General features: G+C 57.4%; 29 protein-coding genes and 1 tRNA gene. 12 read left to right on the forward strand and 18 right to left on the reverse strand.

Going from position 1 to position 23,212, the window contains the following annotated elements:
- The 9 genes from HBN98_RS01715 to HBN98_RS01755 all read right to left on the reverse strand — a co-directional run bounded on the left by HBN98_RS01715 (position 1) and on the right by HBN98_RS01755 (position 7,545).
- Complete coding sequence (locus HBN98_RS01715) at positions 1-216, reverse strand: hypothetical protein (protein WP_083366729.1); 216 nt, start codon at positions 214-216, stop codon at positions 1-3.
- A gap of 10 nt (positions 217-226) precedes the next feature.
- The gene (locus HBN98_RS01720; protein ID WP_331715098.1) at positions 227-2,215 is read right to left on the reverse strand and encodes a phage terminase large subunit family protein; all 1,989 of its coding nucleotides are present in this window, start codon (positions 2,213-2,215) and stop codon (positions 227-229) included.
- Positions 2,160-2,684, reverse strand: coding sequence for a terminase small subunit (locus HBN98_RS01725; RefSeq protein WP_083366731.1), 525 nt, complete (start codon positions 2,682-2,684; stop codon positions 2,160-2,162). Before HBN98_RS01725 ends, HBN98_RS01720 begins: the two co-directional genes overlap by 56 nt.
- A 135-nt stretch (positions 2,685-2,819) precedes the next feature.
- The gene (locus HBN98_RS01730; RefSeq protein ID WP_083366732.1) at positions 2,820-3,158 is read right to left on the reverse strand and encodes a phage holin family protein; all 339 of its coding nucleotides are present in this window, start codon (positions 3,156-3,158) and stop codon (positions 2,820-2,822) included.
- Between the two features lie 528 nt (positions 3,159-3,686).
- Positions 3,687-4,046 (reverse strand): PA0613 family protein, encoded by a 360-nt coding sequence (locus HBN98_RS01735; RefSeq protein ID WP_083366733.1) that lies wholly within the window; start codon positions 4,044-4,046, stop codon positions 3,687-3,689.
- Positions 4,039-6,255: a virulence-associated E family protein gene (locus HBN98_RS01740; RefSeq protein WP_083366734.1), complete on the reverse strand. Its 2,217-nt coding sequence runs from the start codon at positions 6,253-6,255 to the stop codon at positions 4,039-4,041. The genes HBN98_RS01735 and HBN98_RS01740 overlap by 8 nt, the downstream gene beginning before the upstream one ends.
- A complete protein-coding gene (locus HBN98_RS01745; RefSeq protein WP_083369365.1) occupies positions 6,245-6,472 on the reverse strand; it encodes a TraR/DksA family transcriptional regulator in 228 nt (75 codons plus the stop codon). Before HBN98_RS01745 ends, HBN98_RS01740 begins: the two co-directional genes overlap by 11 nt.
- Positions 6,465-6,983 carry a phage regulatory CII family protein gene (locus HBN98_RS01750; RefSeq protein ID WP_083366735.1) on the reverse strand — a complete coding sequence of 173 codons (519 nt, stop codon included), beginning with the start codon at positions 6,981-6,983 and terminating at the stop codon, positions 6,465-6,467. Before HBN98_RS01750 ends, HBN98_RS01745 begins: the two co-directional genes overlap by 8 nt.
- A gap of 331 nt (positions 6,984-7,314) precedes the next feature.
- Positions 7,315-7,545, reverse strand: a complete 231-nt coding sequence (locus HBN98_RS01755; RefSeq protein ID WP_083369366.1) for a hypothetical protein — start codon at positions 7,543-7,545, stop codon at positions 7,315-7,317.
- Between the two features lie 100 nt (positions 7,546-7,645).
- Here HBN98_RS01755 and HBN98_RS01760 point away from each other — a divergent pair, with 100 nt between their 5' ends.
- From HBN98_RS01760 to HBN98_RS01800, 9 genes are all read left to right on the forward strand, one after another.
- Entirely contained in the window at positions 7,646-8,293 is a 648-nt protein-coding gene (locus HBN98_RS01760; protein WP_083366736.1) for a LexA family protein, read from the forward strand.
- Positions 8,294-8,318: 25 nt separating this feature from the next.
- Entirely contained in the window at positions 8,319-9,746 is a 1,428-nt protein-coding gene (locus HBN98_RS01765) for a hypothetical protein (RefSeq protein ID WP_083366737.1), read from the forward strand.
- Between the two features lie 256 nt (positions 9,747-10,002).
- Positions 10,003-10,593 (forward strand): hypothetical protein, encoded by a 591-nt coding sequence (locus HBN98_RS01770; RefSeq protein WP_083366738.1) that lies wholly within the window; start codon positions 10,003-10,005, stop codon positions 10,591-10,593.
- A 10-nt stretch (positions 10,594-10,603) separates the two neighbouring features.
- Entirely contained in the window at positions 10,604-10,888 is a 285-nt protein-coding gene (locus tag HBN98_RS01775) for a phage antirepressor KilAC domain-containing protein (RefSeq protein ID WP_083366739.1), read from the forward strand.
- A 158-nt stretch (positions 10,889-11,046) separates the two neighbouring features.
- Entirely contained in the window at positions 11,047-11,364 is a 318-nt protein-coding gene (locus tag HBN98_RS01780) for a pyocin activator PrtN family protein (protein WP_083366740.1), read from the forward strand.
- A 58-nt stretch (positions 11,365-11,422) separates the two neighbouring features.
- Positions 11,423-11,842 (forward strand): hypothetical protein, encoded by a 420-nt coding sequence (locus HBN98_RS01785; protein WP_083366741.1) that lies wholly within the window; start codon positions 11,423-11,425, stop codon positions 11,840-11,842.
- Entirely contained in the window at positions 11,839-12,927 is a 1,089-nt protein-coding gene (locus tag HBN98_RS27880; protein WP_229754983.1) for a hypothetical protein, read from the forward strand. Before HBN98_RS01785 ends, HBN98_RS27880 begins: the two co-directional genes overlap by 4 nt.
- On the forward strand, positions 12,924-13,139 hold the full coding sequence (gene xisR, locus HBN98_RS01795; RefSeq protein WP_083366742.1) for an excisionase family protein: 216 nt from the start codon (positions 12,924-12,926) through the stop codon (positions 13,137-13,139). The genes HBN98_RS27880 and xisR overlap by 4 nt, the downstream gene beginning before the upstream one ends.
- On the forward strand, positions 13,136-14,377 hold the full coding sequence (locus tag HBN98_RS01800) for an Arm DNA-binding domain-containing protein (protein ID WP_083366743.1): 1,242 nt from the start codon (positions 13,136-13,138) through the stop codon (positions 14,375-14,377). The genes xisR and HBN98_RS01800 overlap by 4 nt, the downstream gene beginning before the upstream one ends.
- Before the next feature lie 39 nt (positions 14,378-14,416).
- Here the strand turns inward: HBN98_RS01800 and HBN98_RS01805 are convergent, their stop codons facing one another.
- The 7 genes from HBN98_RS01805 to dapA all read right to left on the reverse strand — a co-directional run bounded on the left by HBN98_RS01805 (position 14,417) and on the right by dapA (position 18,877).
- Positions 14,417-14,656, reverse strand: a complete 240-nt coding sequence (locus tag HBN98_RS01805) for a hypothetical protein (RefSeq protein WP_083366744.1) — start codon at positions 14,654-14,656, stop codon at positions 14,417-14,419.
- Positions 14,653-14,931, reverse strand: coding sequence for a hypothetical protein (locus tag HBN98_RS01810; RefSeq protein WP_083366745.1), 279 nt, complete (start codon positions 14,929-14,931; stop codon positions 14,653-14,655). Before HBN98_RS01810 ends, HBN98_RS01805 begins: the two co-directional genes overlap by 4 nt.
- A 253-nt stretch (positions 14,932-15,184) precedes the next feature.
- Positions 15,185-15,274: transfer RNA gene (locus HBN98_RS01815), tRNA-Ser, on the reverse strand.
- Positions 15,275-15,357: 83 nt separating this feature from the next.
- Positions 15,358-16,071, reverse strand: coding sequence for a phosphoribosylaminoimidazolesuccinocarboxamide synthase (purC, locus tag HBN98_RS01820; RefSeq protein ID WP_007963288.1), 714 nt, complete (start codon positions 16,069-16,071; stop codon positions 15,358-15,360).
- Positions 16,072-16,099: 28 nt separating this feature from the next.
- Positions 16,100-16,861, reverse strand: coding sequence for an MBL fold metallo-hydrolase (locus HBN98_RS01825; protein ID WP_083366746.1), 762 nt, complete (start codon positions 16,859-16,861; stop codon positions 16,100-16,102).
- A 4-nt stretch (positions 16,862-16,865) separates the two neighbouring features.
- Positions 16,866-17,981 carry an outer membrane protein assembly factor BamC gene (bamC, locus tag HBN98_RS01830; protein ID WP_064586429.1) on the reverse strand — a complete coding sequence of 372 codons (1,116 nt, stop codon included), beginning with the start codon at positions 17,979-17,981 and terminating at the stop codon, positions 16,866-16,868.
- Between the two features lie 17 nt (positions 17,982-17,998).
- Positions 17,999-18,877, reverse strand: a complete 879-nt coding sequence (gene dapA / locus HBN98_RS01835) for a 4-hydroxy-tetrahydrodipicolinate synthase (protein WP_064586428.1) — start codon at positions 18,875-18,877, stop codon at positions 17,999-18,001.
- 325 nt (positions 18,878-19,202) lie between these two features.
- On the opposite strand from dapA, the gene HBN98_RS01840 reads away from it, so the two are divergent.
- Positions 19,203-19,763 (forward strand): glycine cleavage system transcriptional repressor, encoded by a 561-nt coding sequence (locus HBN98_RS01840; protein WP_007963284.1) that lies wholly within the window; start codon positions 19,203-19,205, stop codon positions 19,761-19,763.
- Positions 19,764-19,773: 10 nt separating this feature from the next.
- Positions 19,774-20,247, forward strand: a complete 474-nt coding sequence (locus tag HBN98_RS01845; protein ID WP_064586427.1) for a peroxiredoxin — start codon at positions 19,774-19,776, stop codon at positions 20,245-20,247.
- Positions 20,248-20,333: 86 nt separating this feature from the next.
- On the opposite strand, the gene HBN98_RS01850 is transcribed toward HBN98_RS01845, so the two are convergent.
- Both HBN98_RS01850 and HBN98_RS01855 read right to left on the reverse strand, forming a co-directional pair.
- Positions 20,334-21,404 (reverse strand): AI-2E family transporter, encoded by a 1,071-nt coding sequence (locus HBN98_RS01850; protein ID WP_064586426.1) that lies wholly within the window; start codon positions 21,402-21,404, stop codon positions 20,334-20,336.
- Positions 21,405-21,436: 32 nt separating this feature from the next.
- Positions 21,437-21,676, reverse strand: coding sequence for a sulfurtransferase TusA family protein (locus HBN98_RS01855; protein WP_064586425.1), 240 nt, complete (start codon positions 21,674-21,676; stop codon positions 21,437-21,439).
- 98 nt (positions 21,677-21,774) lie between these two features.
- On the opposite strand from HBN98_RS01855, the gene HBN98_RS01860 reads away from it, so the two are divergent.
- Entirely contained in the window at positions 21,775-23,208 is a 1,434-nt protein-coding gene (locus tag HBN98_RS01860) for a M48 family metalloprotease (protein ID WP_007963277.1), read from the forward strand.
- Positions 23,209-23,212: the final 4 nt, after the last annotated feature.

Raw genomic sequence — 23,212 nt, forward strand, 5'->3', positions numbered from 1 at the left:
TCAGATCTTCATGTAGGAGATGCGGTTACGGCCGCGTCCCTGTTGTTGGGCCTGTTCCAGCGCGACCTCCTTCGCGTATTGCTGCTCTAGCAGGCGAAGGCTGTTCAGCTCGGCGCGATACAGTTCGCGATCCGCACGACGCAAGCGCTGGCCTTTCTTCAGGACGTCAGAGATCGCCGCCCGGACTTCCGCGAGGCGCTGTTGTGCGTCTGTCATGTTTGTTTTCCTAGTAGCCCGCGCGACTGCGGGTGCCCCGCCCACGAGCGACGGCTCGGCGCGGTACCGGTGCGACCGGTTGTTCGGTGGTGAACAGAGTTGGCTGTAGCAGTTGCTGCTCCAGCTGATCCCACTCGTGATCGCGCAGCAGGTGGGTTTTCAGACTGCGCGCCGCATGCAAGGCGTATACCTCGCAGTCGAGCGCTTCGTTGCGCCGGCCGGCCTTTTTCTGCCAAACCATCTTGCTGGGGTTGCGTGGATGCGGCGCCAGCACTTCGTTGGTGAGCTGCTCGTAGTAGTCCGAGCGGATTTCGCTGTACCAGTGCATGCGGCCCGGCCCTGAGCCTTTCAGCCGAAGTCGACCGTCGATCAAGGTCTTGGCTTTGTGCGTACCCACGATGTGGACACGCAGTCCGTATTTGGCGGCCTTGGTGTTGTCTTGCGAGGTATCCACTGACTGCGGAGGTTTGGTAAAAATCTCCTTGTCGCGACTGTCAACGGAAGCACCTTTGATCGCCATGACGTTGTAGCGTTGACGATCACGCACGTACGCATAAACCGCATCGCTGGTGTTACCGTCAGAGCTGTCGATGCTGACCGCCGACACCGCCAGTTGGGCGCCGCTTGCGATGGGAATTGGTCTGGAAATGACCCTGTCCAGCTCTTGCCAGACAGCGTCATGCGGATCGATGGGGTTGCCGTGCAGCTCGCCCCAATACAGACGCCATGACTCTTCACCCCGCCCCCATCCAGTGATCACTAGCGCCAAGCGGTCGCCTTGCACGTCGACACCGACGGTGACCAAGAGCACACCTTGGGGCGCGGTGAGTTCCGAGTAGGGTTCGGCGCGCTTCTCCAGTTCGTCAGTCTTTGGAGCATCGCTCTGGTATTCGTAGCTTTCGCCTTTGGAGCTGTTAACGAAGGCGATCATCGGGCCGATGTTGCCCTGCGCCGCCGCGTGCTCAGCCTGGAGTTTCTTTTCCATCAGCACCTCAAAGCGAGATCCCCAAAACGTTGCGTAGAGCTCGTTGAGGATGTAGCCCGCGATACCGCGAAACTCTGCTGTAGCTGACCAGCGCCCATGCTTGAGGTTGGTGTTTTTCTGGTTATCGTCCCAGATCCCGCCGCAGTGCGGGCAAGAGTAGAAAGTCTTTTCCGGACGCTTCTTGCCGTACACCTCATGCTGGTACTCAGGATCCTCATCGCAGTGCAGGTTGTCGAAGCTCAGCGCGTGCTCTTGCCCACACTCGTGACAGGGCACCAAGCCAACACGCTTGTCTGACAGCTCCAACTCCGCATCGATGGCCGATAGACCTTTGATGGTCGGTGTGCCGCCGATGATGATTTTCGAACGACGAAAGGTTTTGAGTCGCTCCTTCGCCAGCTTGATGCTATCGCCCTGCCCGCGCAGGTTGAGGTTGCAGTCGTCCGGTTCCTCAATGGCCACCCGTGGCACTGGTGTGGACTTCACGCTGGCCGGGCTGTTGGAGCCAACCATTTTCAAGAAGCCACCAGGAAAGCGCTTGAAGTCCTGCCTTTGCTGAAGCTTGCGGCTGCGCAGGTCGACTTTCTTGCGCAGCCGTGGCGTGGCTTCGATCATCGGTTCGAGCTTTTCGCCGACGTACTGTTTGGCCGCTTCGGCTTTGGGGAACAGCACCAGGATCGGCGATGGGTCAATGTCGATCCATTTGCCCAGGGCGTTTCCCAGCACGCCAGAAGTCCAAGCAACCTGCGCCGATTTGCGTCCGACGATCTCGCTAACAGCGGGATCGTCCAGTGCTTCCAACGGCCCACCGGGCCAGATCAGGTGAGGTGTCACATCAAAGCGATATTTGCCGGGGCGTGCTGCTTCTTCCGGTGCGAGCCAGCGGTACTTGTCCGCCCACTCGATAATGCTCATGCGGGGCGGCGGTGCCCACTTGCGGCAGGCGCCGCGCAGCGCTTTAGTCGCCGTCTTCCTCAAGGCCCTCCGAATCGTCCGGTTCGTCAGAATATCCATCTGACGGGGCATCATCCTTGTCATAGTCAGAAAGCCTCCTCAGGATGGCTTCAATAGGGTCGCGAATGAGCTGCTCGTCAACTTCCACGTCGTAGCGCGCCGACAATTCGGCGGCTAACGCGTCCGGAAAGGAATTGAGCAGCTCCACTTTGGCAGCGGTGATCATGGCTTCGAAACGCTCGACCAGATCAGCCGCAATCACAACCTCGCCCAGATCCTTGGCCATCGCGAGTTCTTCGCGGTCGGCACGGATCCGGTCGAGCCGGTCGCGTGAAGATTCTTTTTTGCCGTTGAGTGCGGCCTGGTGCATCAGCCACTGAATGACGGCTTCGGTGTCGTATTGGTTTTCGTTGCCCCGACCGAGGCCGAACTCGGTCACAGGCATACCGTCGTTCTGCCATCGGGTCAGGGTGCGTTCATCACGGCCGACGATCTCGCTCAAGTCAGCCTTGCTAACTGTCCTGCCCATATCTAACCCTTTGAAAAGACGGACATCCCTGCCAAATTCTTAGCTGCAGAGATCCCGCGAGTTCGCTAACCCGTGTAGGGGGCGGCCTTCGGGGAGGACCCGGAAAAAGCCGGCGCCCCGCTCCGCCCCCGCCTCTTAGGTGCGATCGGTCGATGACGACTCGGAAAGGCCAAGCCGCTTGGCAGCCCAGCGTTCGTACAACCCAATGGCAACATCGGCGCCGGCCATTGCCGTGAGGCAACCCAACGCGCCCGCCGTCCAGATCGTCATGCCGGCAGCAATCATCAACATCATCGCCGTCACGCCGCAGACAATGCAGGCACCCGACCGAAGCGCGAGCCTGCGCAACAACGCCCAGCCCCGCGCCCCGTCCTTGTCTGCCCGCCACATCTCCCCCGATACGCCACCGACCAGAGCCAGGACGATCACTAACCAGATCGGCATTTCTGCCAGTGCTTGTTGCTCGCTTGTCATCGCCTACTCCATGAACGCAAAAACCCGGCGCAATGGCCGGGTTTGGTGGTGTGGTGCCTGCCGCTCTCTGCGGTCGCACCTATCGAAGATGACTACTTTTTACAGGTCGATTCCGGTGGCAGCAACCCTGTTTTAATGCCACCCGGTGAATAAGTGGGTAACGCAGGGTGAACGCCTAGCGAATGTCGGTGAATACACCACCACGGCAATCTGTTGTAGCGGTGGTGTCCCATACGTCCCACTTTTCAGAATCGAAGTGGGACGCCTGAGAACGCCTAAATTCGGGGCTTCGCCCCACTGTCCTACTTATCTTTCTCTTTTCTCGTGTAAAGGAAGAATTTTAAAGAACACGCGTTCGCGCGTAAGCGCGTAGTGCTCGCCCGCTACGCTCACACGGGCGGTAGGCACTTCTAGGCGGGACGGTGGGACAGCCCAACAACGACAAGGCCCGCACCTGTCCCACTGCATCAAAACGCGGCGAGACAAGACGGGCCAGTGGGACAACCACAACCGGAGCGCTGCCTGGGGTCACGCAGCCGCCCCCATCAGCACCCAGTAGATCTGCAGATGGGCATCATGCAAACGCTGGTAGTACGTGTCGCGGCCACAACCGCAGTGGGCATACCGCAGGCGCATATCCACATCGAGCGTGCAGTAATGCTCACGCACCACCGTCACCAGCTCTGGCGCGAGGTGCTTGGTCACGATCAGTTCGATGTCCAACGAACTCTCCAGCGGCGCCCGGAAAGCACGCCGCCCCCTGATCAGTTGCCCATTGCTCTCCATCATCATCGCAACCATGTTCCCCCCAGCAAGCCCCCCTTTCGAATGTTCTGAATGCAGCTCCTGCGCCCACAACCGAAGCAGCGAATCGATCTCCTTAATCAAAGCAAGGCTCCTCGAACTCCACTCGCTGCAACGCCGATGCACCGCCCCACCCTGCCGGCTTCTTGTAAGCCCAAGGCCGCTGGCCGCTCTTCGCCAAAGCAGGCAACCGCACGCGCCGCCAGCCCAACCGATGCATGATCGCGCCGACGCGCATCTGCTCCGGCTTGCCCCAGTGCCCGAAGTCCAACTTCAACGCACTGGTGAGCACGTCACTGCCGGTGGTGGTCTCGCCGATCTGCGACTCCTCGAGCCAGGTCAGAATCGGCCCTTCCCATTCATCCACCACGAAGCGCTCGTCCTGCTCCTCGCCGAACATTGCCGCCTCATCCAGCGTCACCCACCAGAGGTCGCCCGCGTCGTAGCAGAACACCGCCTCGGCCCACAGCTGATCGCGCATCAAACGCAACAATTCTAGATCCACCTTGGTACATGCGACCGGCCAGTAACGCCGGTTGCCGGTGGCGTCCTTCAGGTACTCGTCTTGGTTGGTGGTGCCCACGAAAACACACTGGCGTGGCACGTCCATTGTTCTGCGGCCGTAGCTCTCGCGGTAAGTGTCGGTGGACGCCGAAAAGAACTGCTTGGCCTTCGTACTCTCAGCCTTGTTGAAGCTGTCCAGCTCGCCCAGCTCGACAATCCACTTGCCTCGGATCGCCTGAAACCCGTCCTTGTCGCCCAGCGCAAACGGCGTGTCCATGAACCACTCGCCGCCGAGAATGCTCATCGCCGTCGACTTACCAGCGCCCTGCGCACCTTCCAGAATCATCACCGAGTCAGCCTTGCAGCCGGGCTTCATTACCCGTGCTACAGCCGATAGCATCCAGCGCTTGCCAACCTTTGCCGAATAATCTGTCGCCTTCACGCCCATGACATCGGTAAGCCAACTTTCAAGCCGAGGCACCTGATCCCACTGCAGCTTGCGCAGGTACTGCCTCACTGGATGAAACGCATGGTCATGCGCAACCACACTCACCGCCTCGATCACATGCGAGGCCTTGACCCGCAAGTTGTACTGCTGCGCGAGCCACTTCATCACCCTCACATCATCAATGTCCGCCCAATCGCCCGTGCCGCCGCCATAAGGCGCCGCACGCAGCTTCACGATCTTCGAACTGAATGCGCTGTAGCTGATCACCCCGGCCCAACGCTCATCGTTGGCCAGGATCAACTCGACGTTCTGCATGTGCGCAATCAGCGCGCCGCTTTCGCTACGGGCTAGCAGATCCTTCCAACCACCAGCAGCCGGCGGCTTGACCACCGCCAACACCTGACGGCGCACAGCCTCCAAACCTTCCGCAACATGCAGATCGTTGAAGTCGGTCCACTTGGCTTCCCGCTCACTGGAAAAGATCGGCGCGACCACCTGGCCGCCGACAATCAACGCCGCGTTGTTGGCTTTCTCTTCACCGGGGTTCCACGCGTCGCCATTCGGCTTCGTGGTCTTCCAGTCATCATCTCGGCAGACGATCAGCGGGCAACCGGCGAAACGCTCGCGCATGGCCTTGCAAACCACCAGCAAATTGCCCGCGTCAAACGCAACGGCCACGGTGAGTGAGGTGGCCATATGCAGACTTGCGCCGGTCGCGTAACCCTCACACACCAGCACCGGCTCGCCCGGATCCGGGTGCGGCCCTATCAGATGGAAAGCGCCCTCCTTCGACATGCCGTAAGGCCAGTAGGACTTGTCTCGGCCGGTATCCTCTTGCTTGGTCGGAAACACCACCTGCAGGCCAACAATCTCGTCGCGCACATTGCTCATCGGCACCAGAAACGCACCAGAGCGCGGCGCGTATCGAACGCCGAAGCCAACGATCTGCTTGCGATCCAGATAGTCGCTACGGCCCTTCTCCGGCATGCGCTTGAACATACCGGCCGCTCGCTTGGCCGCACGACGTGCCGCGTTTGCAGAGATCTCAGCCGCCCGGCGCTTCGCCTCTTCCTGTCGAGCGCGCATAACCTCGCGCTCTTCAGGCGACATCCGCCCGGCCTTGATCTTGATCTTCTGCGACTCACCCGAACGCCAGTCACCGAACGCACCGAAGATCAGCGTCTCGCCTTTCTCCGTGCGTTGTTCATGGACGACATACCAACCATTCTTTTCCTTGCCCTTGTCCTGCGAAGTCTTACACCGGGTCAGCTTGCCAAACACCAGCGGCTGCGCAGGCTCAAGGCCGTAGTCCGCGAATTGCCCCAACACTTCATCGAGCATGGATGGCCTCCATGATCTCCTCGACCTCCTGGCAGCTCACGCATTGCGTGCAGCCAGGAACAGCTAAACGTCGTCCCTCGGGGATTGGGCTGTCGCAGTTTTCACAGAATAGAAACGAATGCGCCGCCAATGCAGGTTTAGCGGCGTTGCGTGCAGCGAGCGCCTGATCGATACGCTCTTGCACCAGGTCATTTGCGAAGTCAGCAATGTCAGCCACGATCAACACCCCGCGTCGTCTGGTTGACATACGTGGCGCGGTTGAACAAACCCAACAGCCCTTGAATGCCTCGAAACACCTGCAGGCGAATCGCGGCCAGTTCTTCATCAGAAACCACACCATCGCCAATGCTCTTGGCCCAGGTATCCGCCAGATCCGCGACTTGTCGGAAGTACTCGGCAATCCCCGTGGTCAACGTCTCGGGCATATCGTTGGTGTACGCCTCCGCCAGTTCCTGCCAAGTCGTGTCACCGACCAACGCATGCACCGCATCCAGAATGCGGCGATCCTTGGTCAACTCCAGAATCTCGCCGAACTCTTGAATATTCACCGTGTGACTTGGGTGGGTTGGGGACAGCTTGTGTTGCAGCGTGGTCGCATTACGGCCGGTGGTGGCGGCGATGGCTGCGGCGCCGCCGGGGTAGTCCCGCGCGGCATGGTAAAGCGCGAGATCGAGCGGCAAAACTTCCCGCTGCGCCCGCTCAACAGAACTCAGAGCGATACGGCTCATGGCATTAATCCTTGTAAGTTGCCAGTGCCGCGCGACATGCAGTGGTGATACATTTGCCGCGTGGCTTGAAAGGGCCCAAACGCCGGCTAGATCTTAGGGATCGATACCGGCACCGTGCCGGGGCAAGCAATCCGTTGCTCACCCCTGGCGCAACAGCTGCCAAATCTGTGGTGGAAGAGGCAGCAACACCAAGGCTTCCGAGCCCTGGAAAAGCGCGATAAAGGGAGGTGGTTGCATGTGGTGTGCCCGCCTACCTTTATCGCGACCCGACAGCGCTGTGGTGGTGCGTGCCGGGAGGAACTGGGCGGCCTGTGGGTCGCCTTTTTTCTGACTATGCAGCTTTAGATGTAGCGTCTTCAGTGACTCCGAAATGCTCCAAGACCTCACCTAACGAGACAAACCCTTCACTCTCACGCGCCAAAGATTTGATCAAAGAAACACTGGGATCCTTGCTCGCATATTTAACGTGAAGGCGCAGGTAGCTGACTGCTATCCGACAGCGCTGTGCGTAAGACGCCAGCTCATTCGAATTCAAACGGTTTATGTATTCACGCAGTTTCATTTCGATGTACCTCCTCGCCCCCAATTTAACCATTAAGGTTAATTTTTGCAACACCAGAATGGACATTCACCCATTAGGTTAATCCGGCCAGAATCGGCTCATGAAAATCTCAGATACCCGGCTCCAAAATTTCCGAAGAGTCTTGGCAGAGAAAAAGCTGCGCTTGACTGATATCGCTGATCTCTTGGGCAAAGCTCCCGCCCAAGTAAGCGCCTTTGGCGGTAAAAACCCCTCCAAAGGCATTGGTGATCAAATCGCTCGAGAGATAGAGAAGGCACTCGATTTGCACAATGGATATCTCGACATGCCCTACGGCCTAGGAGAATTCAACAACGCGACAGTGCTAAGCCATACAGGACGTAAATTGCCAGTCATAGGTTCAATTGCCGCAGGAAGCTGGTGCGAATCTCATGGCAGCTTTGACCCTAGAGACGCAGAGGAATGGATCGATGCACCAGGGCCCGTTGGTCCCCGCGCGTTCATCCTCCGAGTAGAGGGTATGAGTATGGAACCAAAATTTATGCAGGGGGATAAGATAGTAATCGACCCTTCACTTGAGGCGTTACCTGGGCACTTTGTAGCCGCGAAGAGAAGCAGAGATCAAGCTGCAACTCTTAAACAGCTAAAACAAGAAGGTGGCGAGCAGTACTTGTATGCTCTCAACCCTGACTGGCCTGAGCGAATCATTCGAATGACGGAAGAGTGGAGTATCTGCGGTAGAGCAAGATGGAAAATATCTGACTTATAGTTAACCAAAAAGGAATATTGACTCAATGGACGAAAACGATCTGAACTATGACTTTGAAGATGATGAAGTGGTTTCAGGCCTTTATCCAGATGAACCACCTTTTGACGATTATAACTATCAAGAATTTTCGCTCAATCCAGAAAAACCACTAGTTCTACTTCTTGGAAGAGTTGGAGGTGAAGGCGCACTTAACCTTCTAACAACCACAAAACGCCAATACAAAAAAAAGCTTCTAGAATCAACCCCGGAGAACTGGGAGTCGATCATCCAGTATTTCGATGTATTCGAAATAAATTCAGTCCTTATAAAAATCAGCAACAACGTATTCCACAACCTGTACGACCAACGCTACGACTTGGTTAAACAAGAATTATTTTCCCGAATATCGAAAGTACGACATATTGTTTTCATCGACGAGCACACACTTAACAGAGTCAACATCTCAAACGTAAGCATGGTTAACTCTCGCTTACCGAAAATTGTTGCTCGGTCGGTGCTAGATTGGCTTGAAGAGATGGAGATAGACATTACGCCTTTCAGCCGAACGGCAGAAATGAATGTTCTATCTGAACATTTTCTAGTAGAGACAGAGAAAAACCTGATATTTCGGATGTACATACCTAATGGCCGTATTTGGTCAGAACAAACTGAAAGATTGCTTCAACTGTTCAAAGACTACTTAGGTCGCGTATCAAAAATAAAAACACGGCTCGATCAGCGAACGACTGACAACGGAACTGTATACGAGTTTCACGGCGAAGAAGAGCATTCTGATAGCAGCATGCAGGATAGGTTTAAAGATTTCTCCTCTTTAATGGACTTATGCAGCACAGATATTGCCGCAGCGGAAGAACTACTGCGCGACTCTGAAATGAACCCAAACGAAGCAACTTCCATCATTACTAAATTCGCTAAAGAATCGAAACGACTTCAACTAGACATAAAGCACGAAAGTGAAATAAAACTGCTTTCCCTCAGACACCGCATGGAGTCCGAACTGGCAGATATAACTCAAAATTCTAGTGAAAAGCTTTTCATTGAAAACATAGTCAACACAATAATTCCCTCAGTACTGAACAGCAGCCCTATATCTTCTTTTAGCACCACAACGGCTACGGGACTTCAAAGCAACTTCAACATCGCCCCGCCACCAAACGTAAGCAATCAAATAATAAATATTGCAAATATTGCAATTTCCCAAGAGATTCGCGGCAATCAATATCTCGGCACTGAAGACCTTAAAATCATCGAACTGATTAGCCAGTTTGGTGGCAAGTCGAAAGCGAGTCTGGAATCAGCAGTCCATGAGTTAGCCGATCCCGGTATACCGGATCCAGAAAGGCTCGGAGCGAAACAAAAAATCAAGAAATTCCTGCTTGGACTCGGCTCGCACGCAACAGATCTCGGTGTCGGCATCCTCCAAACCTATATCGAAAGCAAGCTAGGCTTGTAGAAAAAGGGTTAATTTATTGTTGCATAGTTAACCTTTATGGTTAATATTTGCCTCACTCTTCCACCACAGAGCGAGGCAACACCATGCACACCACAGCAACCCTGCACGTCCACCCGGCCGCTGCCAACCCCTTCCAAATCTTTGAGATCCGGCGCCTAGCCCGCGAGTGCGGCTGCGCGTTCGCCATCAGCAAACCGAAGCTGACAGCACGCACCTCTCCTGCCCCAGTCAATCCGAACGGCGGAGGGCATGCAGCATGATCAAGTACAAAATCGACAACCGCACCCTGCAGCTGCTCAATGCTCAGGTCAACCTGACCGAGACTTTCAACCACGTTCTACGGACCGCGCCTAGGCGCGAGTGCCTGGCGTTTCGCCTCAAGGTTGAACGTGGCATCTCGGAAAGCACCTTCGTCGTGGAGCTGGGCAGCGAACGCCACACGCTGACCCTGCCGAACGAAAAGAAGATGCATCTCAAGCTGGCCGACTTCATCGAAGAAATCGCCAACGGCCCGTTCGACGCGAGCAATACCAGCGACCTGCTGCATCGCCCCCACGCCAGCCGCGAATACGGCCGCTTTGAGGTATCGGATAAGCAGCGGGTGTTCGAGCTGGTACGCACCGGCGGCGTGCTGAGCCTCGACATGGGTTTCGACTACCCACTAATCGTCGCGCTTCATCGCACTCACTCTCGATCAGGTGTCACCACCATCCTGAGCATCGGTAACAAAAGCCCACACACGCGTTGCTTCACCGTGTACGGCAGCGATGTCGAGATCTACGGCAAGGTCAGCGAATCCATTAACCACCTTGCTGCAGCGGCAACTCCAGCTGCGCACGCGGCATGAGGGGCACACCATGGAACGCACCCTCGCCCAAGCCGCAACCCACCTCGGTCTGACTCGGCCGAAGCTCATCGCACGCATGCGTGAAAAAGGTCTGCTTAACGAGCGGAACCTACCGGCCTATCCCAACCGTGATCGCGACTTCCTGCGAATCAAGGACGGCCAGTGGTACCACGATCAGCTCGGCATGCAGTACAGCCAGTCGACCAAGGTGAAACAACCTGGCATCCGCTGGCTAGCGGAACAGTTGGGTATCGATCTGCCTGCAATCCCGGCAGACAGCCGTGACGTGGCCTAGGGAATACGCCCGCCAGATCATCGCTATGCGGACACGAGAGGAGCGCAACGCCGCGCTCCTCGAAGTGCCCGAACATCTGCGCGAGCTGACCAGAACGCACTGCTTGAACGCCTGGAACCACCCGGCCAAAAAACAACGCAAGGAGGCCCAACAAAGCCATGAGTAACACAGCACAAAACCCGCTGCGCCTGCACCCGGCGCCGGAATCAGCCACCGTCGAACTGCTTTACCGCATCTTTGGCGACGTCCTGATCCCGCTCGACAAAGTGCGTGAGCAGTACTTTCGCAACCTCAATGAGCAATCGTTCGTGGCCGAGATCAGCAGCGGCCGCATCCAGCTCCCAATCACCACGCTGGACACCAGCCGCAAGGCACCGAAGTACGCACACATCAGGCACGTCGCCTCCCTGATCGACATCCGTGCCTACAAAGCTGACGAAGACATGCAACGGCAGCAGGACGACACCAACGAGTAACAACCACAAACAGAGCGGCTGCCACCACCAGCCAATGACATCACCAGGAGCACACCACATGACCGCAATTCAGATCTGCGCACTCATCGCCCTAATCGCCCTCGCCGCCCTCCTTGTCTGGGCGGGCTACAGAATGGGTTACAGCGACGGCAAATCTACCGGCGTGGAGGAAGGGCAAGAGATCCAGCACGCCGCAAGCGCCAAGAACATTCGCGAATTGAAGGCGTCCCTCCACTTCATCACGGCCGAACGTACCCGCTTGGCGCACTACAGCAAACGTCTGGAGGGAGCGCTGGCATTCGGTGGCCCTGAACATCTTGCACTGCTGGAAATCGCCGAAAAACTCCGGATTGCCGCAGAAACATTCAGTGCCTTCCGCACCGGTAAAAAGCTGGAGCGCGACACCCGCGTACTACGTGATAAGGCACTCGACATGGCTCAGCAATTGGCTCCTTTCAATGCAGGAGACGCAGCATGACCGAGAACCTCACTCAACCCGGCAACCCCCGCTACACGGCACACGCTTTACCAGCGGCTGACGAACCAACGCGCAACCAAACCTCAGAGGAAAGCGGCATGCAAAAGGACCGGCACAACACCCAATCCACGACCGCTTTGCTCTGCAAAGAAACAGGCGTCGACACACTAGAAACAAACAGTCTCTGCTGCGAAGCAGCAGGCATTATTGCCTCTTCCAGCAGCACCACCGAGGCGCTTATACCCCACGAAAAGCTGCGCGAGGCAGCTACACCCAATGCAACGCTAATCGCTCAGAATCGCCCGCCCGCGCAGCCTGTTGTGGGGTATAAGCAAGCTCAATTAGTCGCTGACAAGCTCCATACTCATCAAGGCGTCGGCCGCAATCTTGATCTTTTGGGAGCTATGAGCCAGCACCGTTGCGCACCTCATACGATCCACCTGAGGTTCAGAGAGAAGTCTGGCCATTACTGTGGCCTTCTCCAAAGCGCCGCGAATAGCCATAAACGGCTCGACCATTTCCGGCAACGGGAGGTCAACCGGGCTGACAACTTTCATAGCCATCAAATGCTCTTCGGCCTCAGTCAAAACCTCGACTCGCTTGGCAGTATCAGACTCATGCAGCGAATCAAAGTTAACGAACAGCACGTGGCTGACCTCAGCTGCTCGCTTGGCAATACCGCATACCAGTCGAAATATAACTTCATCGCGCTGCCGGCGAGCGCGAGCCGTATCTCTTGCCTGTTTGTTCCCAATGTAGAAAGCCGCACCTACAGCTGCAATGCCTCCGATCGCCTGAACCCAAGCAGCTGCACTTTCACTAGACCAGCCTTTGAGAAGAAGCGTAATCACTACCCCAAGACACAGGCTACCAGGAGGAGAGAGGATTATTTTGTACAACGTGCTGGTGTTGATCTTGATCTCTGCGGACCACATAAATGGCTCCTAGCCATTACTCAAAAAAGCAGTTTGAACACTTCCACAAGCCTCGTCCATGAACTTGAAAACCTGACTAATTCAAGCTTTAGGCAGCATCCCACCGCTCGCCCCCATATGCCAGTACATGGCTGGAGGGCGGCAGTATGAGTGCAGCTGAGAAGATTGATCTCTACATCAACCCGGGAGCCTGGTTCCGCCAAGACTTGCTTTACCCAGTGTTTGGACTCAGCACAGAAGCAGTCCGCAAGTATCGCTCTCGCGGACTTTGGCTTGAGGGCAAGCACTACCGAACCGACCCCGCCAATGTGCTGGTTTACAACAAGGAAGCAATTGAAAAGTGGATGGCAGGTCAACCATGAGTGACAAGATGCCCACAGGTGTCGAGATGAACGGCAAACAGCTGCGCATCTGGTTCATCTTCAATGGCCAGCGATGCCGGGAACCACTTGAGGGGATCTCGAAGGTTAACAAAGCTGCGATTGCCTATGCCGACAACAAACGCCGCACAATCCTTGCAGAGATCAAAGAGGGCCGCTTTGACTATGCGGCCCACTTTCCCAACTCTCCCAGGGCAGCAATGTTCACAGGGACAGGCGGACCGTCTCTTAAGCGCACCGTGAAGGAAGGTATCGACCGATGGCTGGAGGTTCAGCGCGCACTCAAAGCATCAAGTACCGTCGTTAACTACATCAGCAAGGCCAAGCACGTCGAAAACAAATTCGGCAAACGCCGAATCGTGGACATCAGCAAGAGCGATATAGAACTGTTTCAAGCGCAACTGCTGAAGCAAGGCCTATCCCCAAAGACAGTGAACGACATCTTCACCGTCGTCCGAGGAGTCTGGGCTGACGCCTTTGGCGACGGTATTTTGAAAGCCAACCCACTGGACCGAATCAGCAACGTCGGTTCGGACGTCGACCTCGAGCACGCCGATCCCTTCAGTCGCACAGAGATTGAGTTGATCGGCAAAGCGGATCCGGACAGACGAGCTGACGCCCGAATGATTGAGTTCAACTGCTGGACCGGGCTGTCTTTGTCGGAGCTTATCGGACTGGCCGTTGAAGACGTCGATCTTGAAGCCGGACTGGTATACATCCGACGGGCATTGGTTGTGGGAGAATTCAAAGTCCCCAAAGAGCGCTCCAGGGTCAGAGTCGTTGAACTGATAGGCCCTGCTCTCGAACTCATGAGGGAGATTATGGCCGCCGCTAAGGATGTAAAAGCCGAAGAGATCACTGTTATCCAGCGTGACAACATCACCTCCAAGAAAATGAAAGTGAGGCTCCTTTTCCGCAGCTCTACAAGTGGCCTGCTATGGAGCGGCAAAACCATCAGTAACTGGTTCACTGCCCACTTGACCAAAGCCGAGGTTCGCCACCGTGGAGCTAACCAGTGCCGTCACACGTTCGCGAGCCAGGCTTTGTCGAGCTATGTTCCGGTCGAATGGGTGGCCCGCCAGCTAGGTCACAGTGATACCACCATGGTGAAGAGACACTACGGGCGCTGGATACCGTCAGACACCAAAAGCATGGCGGCGATGGTCTCCGAGATGATGGGATTTGGCGCTAAAAAGGATGGCGCTGAACGGCCAATTTGATTGTATTGAATGCACGACAGCGAGCGGCTGAATACACGGTTATACCGTTTTTTCAGCTGCCTTTACTGCCTCAACACGAGCTTTGTGGGCCGCCTTTCTGAAGCGACGGTAGCTACGAGGATAAATAACAACCTTTTTTCCGCTCTTCTTCTCATCAGTTTTTTTTGCTGAGTCGTCAAACTCACGCCAAACGGCCTCAATCGCTCCGACCAAAGGAGCGAAAAACATGCGAGGAGTTTCTCTCGCTGCTTTCAGGAACTCGTCTTTCAGCATGCTCATTTTTCGGTAGCCTCAATCCAGATTTCTCGGATGTATTTCCAAGTGGCACCTAATAACATTATCACAAAAAGCCCAACGTCGAGTGCCAACAGAAGGCGCTCAACCCATCCCAGCACAGTCACCAGAGTTTCGCTCGCACCAATGGTCTGGAGCCAGTGAACGAACAGCTCAAGTGCCGTAGCAACGCCAGCCACGATAGCGAACATTGCGGTGCCAACCATGATATGACCCACCAGGTGAATCGACGCCTTCGCCAATCCTTTGCTTTCGCTCACGCTACACCTCCGTAAATTGGCGGCTGATTCTACCTAGGCCTTCCCGTTCACCGCTATCCATAATTTCGTGAAAAGAGCATTCACGCTGAGCTTTCGAAATGGTGGGCTTAGGCGCTGAAGAAAACGGCGCAGAGCGGGCAGCGGTGGCTTAGAACGGGCAGTTTTTGCCCTAAATCTGCCCTAATTCTGTCCGTGAAAACGAAAAAGCCCCCGTAATCATCAATGATTACGGGGGCTTAGTCTTATTCAATAATGGCGGAGAGATAGGGATTCGAACCCTAGGTACCGGTGAAGGTACAACGGATTTCGAATCCGTCCCATTCGGCCACTCTGGCATCTCTCCAACGGCGCGCATCATAACAACACTTTTACCGAAAGCAAACCCTCTTTCGAAAATTTCTCCGTGCTATCAGATGCTTGCGTCGATTAAAGCGGTACACCCAGACGATTGGCGACTTCTTCGTAGGCTTCGATAACGTCACCGAGGCCCTGGCGGAAGCGGTCCTTGTCCATCTTCTTCTTGGTGTCCTTGTCCCACAGACGGCAGCCGTCCGGGCTGAACTCGTCACCCAGGACGATGGAGCCGTCGCTGAACACACCGAATTCAAGCTTGAAGTCCACCAGCAGCAGGCCGGCGTCGTCGAACAGTTTGCTCAGGACTTCGTTGACCTTGAGCGACAGTTCTTTCATGCGCGCCAGTTGCTCGGCGGTGCCCCAACCGAACGCCACGACGTGGGATTCGTTGATGAACGGGTCACCCTTGGCGTCGTCCTTCAGGAACAGTTCGAAGGTGTACGGGTTGAGCTTCATGCCCTCTTCGACGCCCAGACGCTTGACCAGGCTGCCGGCGGCGTAGTTACGCACGACGCACTCGACCGGGATCATGTCCAGCTTCTTCACCAGGCACTCGTTGTCGCCCAGCAGTTTGTCGAATTGGGTCGGGATGCCGGCCGCTTCGAGTTTCTGCATGATGAAGGCGTTGAACTTGTTGTTCACCATGCCTTTGCGGTCGAGCTGCTCGATGCGCTTGCCGTCGAACGCCGAGGTGTCGTTGCGAAACAGCAGGATCAAGCGGTCAGCGTCGTCGGTCTTGTAAACCGATTTGGCTTTGCCGCGGTAGAGTTCTTCACGTTTTTCCATGATGGGCTCCGCTTGCTAAGTAGATGGGCTAGGCGATATGGCGCCAGTCGAGCCCTGAATCTTGATCGGCCAGTTGCAGCCAGTCCGGGTCGCACCCGAGGGTGTCGACGAAACATTGCCGGGCCAGCTGCGGCAGGTTGTTCTTGCTGCTCAGGTGGGCGAGAACCAGATGCTGCAAGCCCTGCCACCCCAACTCGGCCACCAGGAATGCCGCCTGATGGTTGTTCAAATGTCCCAGCTCGCCGCCCACCCGCTGCTTGAGAAAGTAGGGGTAATGACCACGGGCCAGCATGTCGCGGCAATGGTTGGACTCGATCATCAATGCATCGAGATCCCGATAGCCGTCCAGCACCCGCTCGCAGTAGGAACCCAGGTCGGTCAGCAGGCCGAAGCGCCGCTGCTCGTGATCACTGAATACGTACTGGGTCGGCTCATGCGCATCATGGGCCACGGCAATGACCCCGATGCTCAGTGCGCCGATCTGTAACTGCTCGCCGCCGGCCAGAAAGCCTGCGGGTTCGATCGGTTTGCGCATCCCGCGCAGTGTGCCGCGACTGAGGTAGACCGGCAGATTGTAGCGCCGAGACAGCAAACCCACGCCATGCACGTGGTCGGCATGTTCGTGGGTTACGAGTATCGCGCTCAGCTGCGCCGGGTGCACACCCAGGCGCAACAGGCGTTTTTCGGTTTCCCGCAGGGAAAAACCACAATCCACCAGCACAAACGTATCAGCGCTGGCGATCAGCGTGCCGTTCCCTTGGCTACCGCTGCCGAGAACGGCAAAGCGCATGTGATCAGCCCAGGTTGTCCTGAATCACGCTCAACACTTTGCGGGCCACATCGGCCGGCGCAACGGTATTGATGTTCTTCTCGACGGTTACCTGAACGTTCTCACCGACCTTGCTCAGGCGAACCTGATAACGCTCGGCGCGGGCTTCAACTTCTTCCTTGGTCGGCGCACTGCCGAACAGGCTGCTGAAGAAACCAGGCTTGTCGTCTTTCTTCTCGGCTTTTTCGGCCAGGTTGATGTAGTACAGGCCCAGGCTGCGGTTGATGTCTTCAACGCGCCATTGCCCTTGCTCCAGCGCACGACCGACGCTCGACCAGGCACGATCCAGGTCCGGACCGACGTTCAGTACCGGGTTGCCGCTGCCGTCTTCGCTGAGGCTGACACGGCTTGGGGTATCGAAATCACGCGAAGCCAGCATCGACACCGAACCGCCCTTCTCGGCAATCCGGCTCATGCTCGCGAGCATGTCGTCGACCAGTGCTGCGTCCAGGCCAGTGTTGACCGAGCGGTTGGTGAAATCGACGTCGGCAGTGCTGCCGGCAGGACGCTCGGCGCTGACCACGTAGATTTCACTGGTGTTGCGCTGCACGCCTGGCTCGATGCGTACCCGCACGCGGGTTTCGCTGTCGGCGCCGACACCGGCTGCGCTCAGGCGCTTGGCCATGGCCGCGGACAGCTCGTCGGAATGCTGCCAGGTGGTGGTGAACTCGCCGGTTTGCGGGCGCTGTTCATCCAGACGGAAACCGTTGTCCTGGAAGAACTGCACCGCCACTGGCCAGACTTCGGCCGGTGGGTGCTGGGCCACGACCCAACGCGAGTCACCGCTCTTCTGCAGCGAGTAGTCGCTGGCATCGGCAACCGCCGTCAGCGGTTGCGGACGCGGCACCACGTATTCGCCCTTGGCCGTGTCATCGGCCACGTTGCGCGGGATCGGCAACAGCGGATCCAGACGCTTGGAGGTGCTGACGTTCGGTGGCAGTTGCATCGGTGCAGTCTGTTGCGCTTCCAGGTAATCGCTACCACGGTCACGGAAATAACCTTCCGGGCCCCAGACCCATCCGCAGCCACTGGTGCTGGAGATAATCAAGGCAAGTGCGGAAAGTCCGGCCATTCGCTTCATGCGTTGTACTTCCTCAATTAAACCAGGACGCTGCACTGGCGCAGGGCCGTGCGAAGCGTTTCATGACAAGGAGCGCTCAGCCAGGTCAACGGCAGGCGGATGCCTTCGTGCATCAGGCCCATTTCGACCAAAGCCCATTTCACCGGAATCGGGTTGGCTTCGATGAACAGGTCCTTGTGCAACGGCATCAGTTTTTCGTTGATCGCCCGTGCGGTATCGGCGTCGCCCTTCAGCGCCGCCTCGCACAGGTCAGCCATTTCGCGCGGGGCGACATTGGCAGTCACGGAGATGTTGCCTTTGCCACCCAGCAGGATCAGTTCGACGGCGGTCGGATCATCGCCGGACAGCACGATGAAGTCCTTGCTCACGCCGTCGATGATGGCTTTGGCGCGTTTCAGGTCGCCGGTGGCTTCCTTGATGCCGATGATGTTCGGCACGGTGGACAGGCGAATCACGGTCTCGGCCTGCATGTCGCAGGAGGTGCGGCCGGGAACGTTGTAGAGAATCTGTGGAATGTCGACCGCTTCGGCAATGTGCTTGAAGTGCTGGTACAGGCCTTCCTGGGTCGGCTTGTTGTAGTACGGCACGACCAGCAGGCAGGCGTCGGCGCCGGCTTCCTTGGCGTTGCGGGTCAGTTCGACAGCTTCGCGAGTCGAATTGGCGCCAGTACCGGCGATTACCGGGATGCGCCCGGCAACCTGCTTGACCACGGCTTTGATGACGGCGATGTGTTCTTCTACATCAAGCGTCGCCGATTCGCCGGTGGTACCGACCGCGACAATGGCATGGGTGCCGTTTTCAAGGTGGAAGTCCACGAGTTTTCGGAGGCTGTCCCAGTCAAGACGCCCTTGTGCATCCATGGGTGTGACCAGTGCCACCATACTGCCCCGAATCATGAAAACGCTCCTGCCGGAAAAAGAGAGCGGTAATGGTACTGGCGCCAAGATGCTTGCACAAGCGAAGTACTGCGCCGCCATTCCCCTTGGCGTCGGTTTTCGCTACCCTTCAGACTTTGATCGGTACCGATCAGCTTGTACGCCGGGTTCCAGTCTCCCTTTTCGGCCTCCCAGGTCCCGTTCCAGCGTCGCTGCGGCACGCTCCACTATTATTGGAGCGAATTGCGAGCCGTGGCCCGGGGCTTTCTGAATCGGCACACGCAGACGCATCCCGACGCTCAACGCCCATCGACCTACCGACCGCTCATCGCTTTAGGAATGCTGCATGTCCACCCCCACAGTTCGCGAACAATTCCTTGTCATCAGTGCCCTTGGCGCCAACCCCATGGAGCTGACTAACGTCCTGTGCCGCGCCAGCCATGAAAATCGCTGCGCCGTCGTCACCTCCCGCCTGACCCGCCACGGCGAGTGCAGTGCCCTGGTGCTGGAGATCTCCGGCAGTTGGGACGCCCTGGCCCGCCTCGAAGGCAGCCTGCCGACCCTGGCCAAGCGTCACGCGTTCACCGTCAATGTGGTGCGCAGCGCGGCGCTGGAAAATCGCCCGCAGGCGCTGCCGTATGTGGCCTACGTCAGCTCGGCGTATCGCCCGGACATCATCAATGAGCTGTGCCAGTTCTTCATGGACCACAACGTCGAGCTGGAAAACCTGACCTGCGATACCTATCAGGCCCCGCAGACCGGCGGCACCATGCTCAACGCCACATTCACCGTGACGCTGCCGGCCGGCACCCAGATCAGTTGGCTGCGCGACCAGTTCCTGGATTTCGCCGACGCGATGAACCTGGATGCCCTCATCGAGCCTTGGCGCCCACAAAACCCAATGTAAGGAAGCTCTCATGGCCGTTGTCATCGACCAACCCGTTGCGGATTTCGAAGCACCTGCCACCAGCGGGCAAACCGTCAGCCTGTCTGCCCTGAAGGGTCAGCAAGTGGTGATCTACTTCTATCCGAAGGACAGCACCCCGGGCTGCACCACTGAAGGCCAGGGCTTTCGTGACCAGTACGCGGCGTTCAAGGCTGCCAACACGGAAATCTTCGGTATCTCCCGCGACAGCCTGAAGTCCCACGAGAACTTCAAGTGCAAGCAGGAGTTTCCGTTCGAGCTGATCAGCGACAAGGACGAAGCCGTCTGCCAGCTGTTCGACGTGATCAAGCTGAAGAAACTCTACGGCAAGGAATATCTTGGCGTTGATCGCAGCACGTTCCTGATTGATAAGGACGGCGTGCTACGTCAGGAATGGCGCGGCGTGAAAGTGCCGGGGCATGTGGATGCCGTTTTGGCTGCAGCTCAGGCCCTGAATAAAGCCTGAAGATCGAAAGATCGCAGCTTGCGGCGACTCCTGCATCGGGAATGCATTGCCTGTAGGAGCTGCTGAAGGCTGCGATCTTCTTGCTTTTATAGCAATGGAGCTACAACAGGTTCCTTGCGCGGCCACGCATCCAGCACGGCCTTGAACAGCGTCGCCAATGGAATCGCAAAGAACACCCCCCAGAAACCCCACAGCCCGCCAAACAACAGCACCGCGCAGATGATTGCCACCGGGTGCAGGTTGACCGCTTCAGAAAACAGCAACGGCACCAGCACGTTGCCATCCAGCGTCTGAATGATCCCGTAGACCGCCATCAGGTAGATGAACTGATCGCTCCAGCCCCACTGGAACAGCGCGATCAGCAGCACCGGCACGGTCACCACCACCGCGCCGACGTACGGCACGACCACCGACACGCCTACCAGCAACGCCAGCAGCGCCGCATAGTTGAGGCCGAGGGCGACGAACGCGATATAGGTCACGCCGCCACAGATCACGATCTCGATGACCTTGCCGCGAATGTAGTTGGCGATCTGTCGGTTCATTTCCTGAGCAACCCGGGTGATCAGCGCCCGCTCACGGGGCAGATAGCCCCGTACCCACTCGCCGATCATGGCCCGATCCTTGAGGAAGAAGAACACCAGGATCGGCACCAGCACCAGGTAGATCATGATGTTGACCAGCAGCGGCAGACTCGACAGGGAAAAGGTCAAAGCCCATTGTCCGAACTTGCCGATTTCGCCACGCGCCACTTCGATCGCCTGCAGCACCTGCTCGTCGGAGACCAGGTGCGGATAGCGTTCAGGCAGCAACAGCAGCAACGACTGCCACTTGGCGAGCATCCCCGGCAGCTCGTTGAACAGCGTGATCAACTGGTGCCAGAGCAACGGCACGACCACCACGATGAACACCAGCAACACGCCCATGAACAGCGCAAACACCAGCCCCACCGCCGCCGCACCCGGCATTCGCAGGCGCTCAAGGGCGACGACCAGGCCTTGCATCAGATACGCCAGCACCATCCCGGCCAATACCGGCGCGAGCATGCCGCCGAGGGTAAGCACCGCGGTGAAGGCAAGGAACAGCAGCACCGCCAGCACCACCGCCTCCTCATCGGAGAAGTAGCGCTGAATCCAGTCGCGTAACACTTTGAACATCAATAATCCTTAGGTCTTTTACGCGGTGGGTTTCAGGCTTTTTTCAACCAGTAACGGTAAACGCCCGCTTCGTCTTCTTCGCGCAGCAGCGTATGACCGGCCAGACGGGCAAAGGTGCGGAAGTCGCGCTGCGAGCCCGCATCCGTGGCGATCACCTTGAGCACGGCGCCGCTGGGCAGCTTGTTGAGCTCCAGTTTGGCCTTGAGCAACGGCAACGGGCAATTCAGGCCACTGGCGTCCAATTCACAGTCATGGGCCACAGCGTCAGTCATTGCGTCACTCCGGTTCAGGTGTTTGAGGCGCCTAGAATATCTGGTCGCAGGCCCGGTGTCCGGCTACAGTAAGGTCTTTGTCTTCTAAGGCTTTGTGCATGACTTTTCTGCGCCCTACCCTGCTGACGCTCGCTTGCCTGCTCGCCTCACCGGGCTTTGCCGACGATCTGCCGTCACTTGGCGACGCCAGTTCTGCCATTGTCTCGCCGCAACAGGAATACCAGCTCGGCCGCGCCTGGCTGGCAATGTTGCGTAGCCAGGTTGCACAGCTCAATGACCCGCAACTCAAGGATTACGTCGAGTCCAGCGTCTACAAACTGGTAGAAACCAGTCAGGTCACCGACCGGCGCCTGGAATTCATCCTGATCAACAGCCCGCAACTCAACGCCTTCGCCGCGCCTGGTGGGGTGGTCGGGGTCAACGGCGGGCTGTTCCTCAATGCGCAGACTGAAGGTGAATACGCCTCGGTACTGGCGCACGAACTGGCTCACTTGTCGCAGCGCCACTTTGCCCGTGGCGTCGAGGCCTCGCAGCGGATGCAGGTGCCGATGATGGCTGCGTTGCTGGCCGGCATCGTGATTGCCGCCGCCGGTGGCGGTGATGCCGGGATCGCGACCATCGCCGGCACACAGGCCGCGGCGATTCAGTCGCAACGGACCTTCTCGCGGCAGAACGAACAAGAAGCCGACCGTATCGGCATCCTCAACCTGGAAAAGGCCGGGTACGACCCGCGGTCGATGCCGACCATGTTCGAGCGTTTGATGCGCCAGTACCGCTTCGACGCCAAGCCACCGGAATTCCTGCTGACTCACCCGGTCACCGAATCGCGTATCGCCGACACCCGCAACCGCGCAGAGCAGGCACCGGCCGGTGGCATCGAAGACAGCATGCGCTATCAACTGATTCGCGCCCGCGTACAACTGATCTACGAAGAAACCCCGGGGCTGGGCGCCAAGCGTTTCCGCGCGCAACTGGACGAGAATCCGAAAAACGACGTGGCGCGCTATGGCCTGGCAATCGCCCAGATCAAGGGCGGTCAGCTCAATGAAGCCCGGGAGAACCTAAAACAACTGCTGGCCAAGTCGCCCAACGAGATCATCTACAACCTCGCGCAGATCGACCTGGACATCACCAACAACCGCCTGCCGGATGCGCAAACGCGAGTCGACCGGATGCTCACGCAGTATCCGGGCAATTACCCGCTGAATCAGGTTCGGGTCGATCTGTTGCTGAAACAGAATCGCACCGCCGACGCGGAGAAAGCCCTCGACAGCTTGCTCAAGTCTCGTCCGAACGATCCGGACGTGTGGTATCAGGTCGCCGAAACTCGCGGCCTGTCCGGCAATATCATTGGTCTGCACCAGGCTCGCGCCGAGTACTTCGCGCTGGTGGGTGATTATCGTCAGGCGATCCAGCAACTCGACTTTGCCAAGCGCAAGGCCGGGAGCAACTTCCCGCTGTCTTCACGCATTGATGCCCGCCAGCGCGAGCTGATGGAACAGGAGCGCATGATCAAGGACATGATGGGCTGAGTTC

This window comes from Pseudomonas koreensis (assembly GCF_012986595.1).
Classification (GTDB): domain Bacteria; phylum Pseudomonadota; class Gammaproteobacteria; order Pseudomonadales; family Pseudomonadaceae; genus Aquipseudomonas; species Aquipseudomonas koreensis.